The organism is Mesorhizobium sp. M7A.F.Ca.MR.148.00.0.0 (assembly GCF_003997735.1).
Taxonomy (GTDB): Bacteria; Pseudomonadota; Alphaproteobacteria; order Rhizobiales; family Rhizobiaceae; genus Mesorhizobium.
In genome coordinates, this window is sequence record NZ_RZTB01000042.1 from 1 (window position 1) to 4,957 (window position 4,957).

General features: G+C 63.8%; 9 protein-coding genes. All 9 read left to right on the top strand.

The window, feature by feature from the left end:
• Nucleotides 1–1,741: hypothetical protein (locus EOB49_RS17190; RefSeq protein WP_206526115.1), on the top strand; the 1,741-nt coding region annotated here is incomplete at its 5' end.
• On the top strand, nucleotides 1,741–2,160 hold the full coding sequence (locus EOB49_RS37680) for a hypothetical protein (RefSeq protein ID WP_245472729.1): 420 nt from the start codon (nucleotides 1,741–1,743) through the stop codon (nucleotides 2,158–2,160). The genes EOB49_RS17190 and EOB49_RS37680, both read left to right, overlap by 1 nt.
• A gap of 84 nt (nucleotides 2,161–2,244) precedes the next feature.
• Nucleotides 2,245–3,129, top strand: a complete 885-nt coding sequence (locus EOB49_RS17200) for a glycoside hydrolase family 19 protein (RefSeq protein ID WP_127381667.1) — start codon at nucleotides 2,245–2,247, stop codon at nucleotides 3,127–3,129.
• Between the two features lie 12 nt (nucleotides 3,130–3,141).
• Nucleotides 3,142–3,363, top strand: a complete 222-nt coding sequence (locus EOB49_RS17205) for a hypothetical protein (RefSeq protein WP_027162323.1) — start codon at nucleotides 3,142–3,144, stop codon at nucleotides 3,361–3,363.
• Between the two features lies 1 nt (nucleotide 3,364).
• Complete coding sequence (locus EOB49_RS17210; RefSeq protein ID WP_127381668.1) at nucleotides 3,365–3,700, top strand: DUF6527 family protein; 336 nt, start codon at nucleotides 3,365–3,367, stop codon at nucleotides 3,698–3,700.
• On the top strand, nucleotides 3,700–3,939 hold the full coding sequence (locus tag EOB49_RS17215) for a hypothetical protein (RefSeq protein ID WP_127381669.1): 240 nt from the start codon (nucleotides 3,700–3,702) through the stop codon (nucleotides 3,937–3,939). Before EOB49_RS17210 ends, EOB49_RS17215 begins: the two co-directional genes overlap by 1 nt.
• On the top strand, nucleotides 3,924–4,118 hold the full coding sequence (locus tag EOB49_RS17220) for a hypothetical protein (RefSeq protein WP_127381670.1): 195 nt from the start codon (nucleotides 3,924–3,926) through the stop codon (nucleotides 4,116–4,118). The genes EOB49_RS17215 and EOB49_RS17220 overlap by 16 nt, the downstream gene beginning before the upstream one ends.
• A gap of 52 nt (nucleotides 4,119–4,170) precedes the next feature.
• Nucleotides 4,171–4,548: a DUF1515 family protein gene (locus EOB49_RS17225; RefSeq protein WP_164781710.1), complete on the top strand. Its 378-nt coding sequence runs from the start codon at nucleotides 4,171–4,173 to the stop codon at nucleotides 4,546–4,548.
• A 66-nt stretch (nucleotides 4,549–4,614) separates the two neighbouring features.
• Nucleotides 4,615–4,929 carry a hypothetical protein gene (locus EOB49_RS17230; RefSeq protein WP_127381672.1) on the top strand — a complete coding sequence of 105 codons (315 nt, stop codon included), beginning with the start codon at nucleotides 4,615–4,617 and terminating at the stop codon, nucleotides 4,927–4,929.
• Nucleotides 4,930–4,957: the final 28 nt, after the last annotated feature.

Below are 4,957 nucleotides of genomic sequence, written 5' to 3' on the forward strand. Positions count from 1 at the left end.
TAATCGGATAGGTCTCATGGTGACGTTTAGCTATGGCGTGGTGCTGACGCCTGGCCAGTGGAACCTGCTTTTCAACCAGAAGCAGAACGCGCTCGGCTACACCCCAGTCAACCGGGCCGGCGACTCGATGCAAGGTCCGCTTAACACCTTTGCCTCGACGTCCAATGGTGCCGGCTTTTCCATTCCTCCTGGGCAGACTCCGGCATCGCCCGTCGATGGGATGTTCTGGTCGACGATCTACGGTCTGTTTTTCCAGATGGGCGGCCAAACCATCGGGCCAATCTCCAACGGCAATGTCGTTGGGCCGGCCAGCGCCGTGTTGGGCAACATCGCCGTGTTTTCCAACACGAACGGCACAGGCGTCCAGGACAGCGGAATCTCGCTGCAATCGCACGCGGCCAACCTCGTGCTCGCCACGCCAGGTGCGGGAGCCGGCGCGCCCGCGTTCCGGGTGTTGGTCGGAGCTGATCTTCCCACGCCTCAGACCGTGGCCTTGGGCGGCGTGTTTTCGGCCGCCGCGCCTGCCCACAATTTCGCCACGGGCATCAACTTGGGCGGCTACCCGACGTTCGCGCAGCCGGCGATCGGCGACATCTCCGGTCTGGCCGCCAACATGGCGGCTTTCTTGGCTGGAGGCACCAGCGCGCAACTCGCAGCCAGCATGGTCGACGAGACCGGAAGCGGACCGCTCGTCTTCGCGACAAACCCGACCGTTACTCTGGCTGCCGCCTCGACCGCCTTCACGCAGACGCCTGGCGACAACTCGACCAGGCTGGCGACCACTGCCTATGTCCAAGCCGCGATCTACGCCACCACGACGCTGCCGGCTTGCAGACTAGCCACGACCGCCGCGCTTGCGACTGTCACCTATGCGAACGGCGCATCCGGCGTCGGTGCCACGCTTACGGCTTCTGCGAACGGCGCTTTGACGGTGGATGGCGTGGCCGCGAACCTCAACGATGTCATCCTGGTCAAGAACCAGGCGTCGACATTCCAGAATGGTATCTACGCGGTTACGGCGACCGGCAGCGCCGGCGCGCCCTTTGTCCTGACGCGTGCGAGCTATTACAATCTCACCGCCGATATCGACCTTGGCGACCAGACCTTCGTGACGGGTGGAGCAACGTTCGGCACTTCGACCTTTGTGCAAAACGCCACCGAGCACCCGGTCATCGGCACCGATCCCATCACCTTTGCCCAGACTGCGGGGATCGGTTCGTACACAGCCGGCAATGGCCTTGCCCTCGTTGGCACGCAGTTCGCGATCGACCCGACAATCACCGTCGACAAGACGACGGCTCAGACGCTTTCCAACAAGACGCTGGCCAGCCCGGTAATGACCGGGACCCCAACCGCGCCGACCCAGGCTGCCGGCGACAACGACACGTCGGTCGCCACCACGGCCTTCGTTACGGCGGCGGTAGCCGCTGCGGCTCCGAACTACGGCTCGGGCAACGCGGCCTTGGCTTATGGGGCAGTCGGAACTTATGCGTTTGGGTACACTCTCAACACCGCCGTCATGGCAGGCACCGTGTACGCCGGGTCGACGATCCAGCCTGCGGGTGTCCTCGATAACAGCGGCGCCACCTCCGATCCGGGTGACGACACCCCGTATGGAAGCGGCGCCTCCGTCCTCATAAAGGGCGGCGCCGTTCTGGCCGGCTCTTGGCGAGCGATGGGCCAGGTCAATTACGGCGGCAGTCTCCACCGCCGCACGACGCTCTTTTTGAGGATATCGTGATGCTCCAATTCCGTAACCCCGCATACAATGTTTCCGGCACGATCGACATGGAGATTGAGACGCCGGACTTCGGCTGGATACCGTTTACAGCATCGCCGAACGACGCCACCGACTACGGGCCGGCGCTCTATGCGGCAGCAGTCGCGGCAGGGAATGTTGCTCCGTATGTCGCGCCCGTCGTTGTGCCGGTCGTTCCGGACAGCGTGTCGGCCAGGCAGTTCCATGTGCAGCTTGGCATCGCTGGGCTGCGCGACCAAGTGAGTGGTTGGATCGCTGCACAGTCCGTCGAGGTCCAAGATTCCTTCGAATACAGCGGAAGCTTCCTGCGCAGTGAGCCGATGATGGCATCCGGGTTCACAGAGCTTGGCTACACGTCCGCTCAGATCGACGCCTTCTTCACGGCAGCCGCTTTGCTCTGACCGTTAGAGCACCCCGCCGGCGTGGGTCCTGCAATCCCTGATCCTCATATCAAAACCTGCCCTCCCGGGCGGAAAGGACTGACCATGCTCGTCTATCCGAGCGCGGCCGACCTCGCGCCGATTTTCCCGCATGCCAACCCGGAAAACCTCGGCCCGTTCCTGGCGGCCTGCCCAACAGCCGGAGACGTCCTCGGCAGCGTGCTTCGGCTCGGCCAGTTCATCGGCCAGTGCGGTGTCGAGAGCAACTATTTCCGGACCTATGAGGAATATGCCAGCGGGGCTGCCTATGAAGGCCGCGAGGATCTCGGCAACACGCAGCCCGGCGATGGCAAGCGGTTCAAGGGGCGCGGTCCGATCCAGCTCACCGGCCGGGCCGACTATCGCGAGGCGACGCCGTTCGTCCGCACTCTCCTTGGCCGCCCTGACATCGATCTCGAGGCGACGCCTGATCTGGTCGCCACGGACCGTGCCGTCGGCTTCGCGACGTCGCTTTGGTATTGGCAGAAGAACAACCTCAACGTCTATGCGGACCGCAACGACACGGCCGCAGTCAGCCGCGGCGTCAATCGCGGCAATCCGAAATCGAGCAAACCGGCTAACGCCGAGGCCGATCGCATCGCCCTGACGCACCGCGTCATCGCTGCCCTTGAAGCCTTGCAGACTGCGGAGCCGGTGCAGACGGCACAACCCGCTCGGGCTCCTGCAGCTCCTCAACCGGTGGCAGCACCCGTGCTGTTCCCGGACAAGCCCAGCGTCACGGTCGTCGTCCAGCACGGCGACACAGTCACGGAGCGGACCGTGCTCGTGCCTGCCGCGCCCGCGCCATCGACCCTGCCGGCGCCTACCGTTCCCGCGCCGACGCCGAGCAGTAGCAAACCTACCGTCGCGGTCGGCCTTCTCGCCGTCATCGGTACCGCCATCGCGATGCGCTGGCATGAACTGGCCGCCTGGATTCACTCGTTCTTCTGAAAGGACTTCGCCATGCTGGAAAAGATCAAAAGCTTTTTCCTCAACTCCGAGACCATCCTGGTCGCTCGCGTGCAGATGTTCGGCGGCCTCGTCGTCGGGGCGTTCTGCGCTCTCGATCCGAGCGTCTTTCAGGCCTATGTGCCGACGCAGTATGTGCCGATCTATCTGCTGGCGTCCGGTGTCCTTACCGAGTACGCCCGCCGCCGCCGCGATCCCGACTGCAAGGGGTCGTGAGATGAGCGAGGTCAAGACAGAGCCGGTCGCGGCGACGTTCGCCGAGAGCGAGGCGGCTTTCTTCGATGAGAACATGAGGACGCGTGTGCCTGGCGCGCTCCTGGTGATATCGCAGGACGAGCGACCGACCGACGACGGCTCCGAATACTGGTACTATTCCTGTCCTTGCGGCTGTGGCGCGGCCGGCGCAGTCCGCGTCAAGGCGGGCGAGAAGCCGGCGCAGTCGCCGTCGTGGCATTGGAATGGATCAAAGGAAACGCCGACGCTCATGCCGTCCGTGCACCACATCGGGCATTGGCACGGCTGGTTGACCGACGGCGTCTGGAGATCGTGCTGATGACCGCGATCCTCACCTTTCTCCTCACCAATCCGACCATCCTCGCCGTTGTCGCCGGGATCATCGGCGCGGCCGGCGCCTGGTTTCATGGCCGCGCCACCGGCGTTGCCACTGAGCGCAACAAGCAGGCGGCGAACGATGCCGCCGCGACTGTTGAAGGTCAGAAGATCGATGATGCCGTGGCTGGCAGCGCGCCGGCCGACAACCGGAAGGAATTGGGCGAATGGTCAAAATCCTGACACTGGCGGCGGTGCTCGCGCTCGCGGCCGGCTGCACCACAATGGGCGGCAGCTTCTGCGAGGTCGAACACCCGATCCGGCCGACGAAAGCCGACGTCGCCAAGCTCTCGGATGCATTGGTGGCCGAGATCCTGGCCCACAACCGTAAGGGCGAACAGCTCTGCGGATGGCGACCGTGAGTGTCGTCGCTCTCATCTACGCCAAAGCCACCACCATCAAGGCGCTTGTGAAATGACGTCGAAACTCGACGAGATATCCGAGGCGATCGGCAGCCTGCGTGCCGAAGTAGCCGGCATCCGCCGCGATTTTCAGGCGTCGGAACAGAGGTCAGTCGAAAGCAGTCGCCGGGCTGATCTGCATCGCGCAGCCGTCCACAAGCGCGTCGATGACCTGGTCGGTGAGGTGGGCGAGCTAAGGACCAACGTCGAGACGATGAAGACCGACGTCGCTGACAGCAAGACAATCACCGATGAGGTGAAGGAATGGAAGCAGCGTGGAGTCGGTGCCTTATTCGTCGCCGGCATAGCCGGCACCGCGATTGGCGGCGCGGCCGTCGGTTTCGTCGTCTACTGGTGGGACGCCATCATGAAGGTGCTGCGCGCCGCCTGAAGTTTCCAACATTTGTGCCAGTAAGCGTTCCCCCCTGAGTAACCCCCATCGCCGGAGCGAACCGAAATGAGCTCCAACCGAGAATTGAAGCAAATGCTCGCTCACTCCCACGAGCTTTTGCATCTTTTCCTTGAAAGGACCCTTGAAATGACTACTGCCTTGGACCGTCTGAACGCCTCTGTTGCGGCGCAGACCGCCGCCGTCGCTGCAAACTCCGTCGCTGTCGACGCTGCCGTAGCCGCCGGCATCGGCGCTGCGCCCGCTGGCGATAGTGAAAACGCGCTGAATGCCGTCGCCGACGCCATCGACAAGAACACTGCCGACATCACGGCAAGCACCGCCAAGCTGCCGGCCGCCGCGCCGGCCGCGTTCGCCGTCTAAGCTTCTGCTTTCCACTTCCAGTCTCCCC

Excerpts from the sequence above, each read along its gene's own strand:
- EOB49_RS37680 (WP_245472729.1), top strand. The coding sequence starts at position 1,741 with ATGCTCCAATTCCGTAACCCCGCATACAATGTTTCCGGCACGATCGAC.
- EOB49_RS17200 (WP_127381667.1), top strand. The coding sequence starts at position 2,245 with ATGCTCGTCTATCCGAGCGCGGCCGACCTCGCGCCGATTTTCCCGCAT.
- EOB49_RS17205 (WP_027162323.1), top strand. The coding sequence starts at position 3,142 with ATGCTGGAAAAGATCAAAAGCTTTTTCCTCAACTCCGAGACCATCCTG.
- EOB49_RS17210 (WP_127381668.1), top strand. The coding sequence starts at position 3,365 with ATGAGCGAGGTCAAGACAGAGCCGGTCGCGGCGACGTTCGCCGAGAGC.
- EOB49_RS17215 (WP_127381669.1), top strand. The coding sequence starts at position 3,700 with ATGACCGCGATCCTCACCTTTCTCCTCACCAATCCGACCATCCTCGCC.
- EOB49_RS17220 (WP_127381670.1), top strand. The coding sequence starts at position 3,924 with ATGGTCAAAATCCTGACACTGGCGGCGGTGCTCGCGCTCGCGGCCGGC.
- EOB49_RS17225 (WP_164781710.1), top strand. The coding sequence starts at position 4,171 with ATGACGTCGAAACTCGACGAGATATCCGAGGCGATCGGCAGCCTGCGT.
- EOB49_RS17230 (WP_127381672.1), top strand. The coding sequence starts at position 4,615 with ATGAGCTCCAACCGAGAATTGAAGCAAATGCTCGCTCACTCCCACGAG.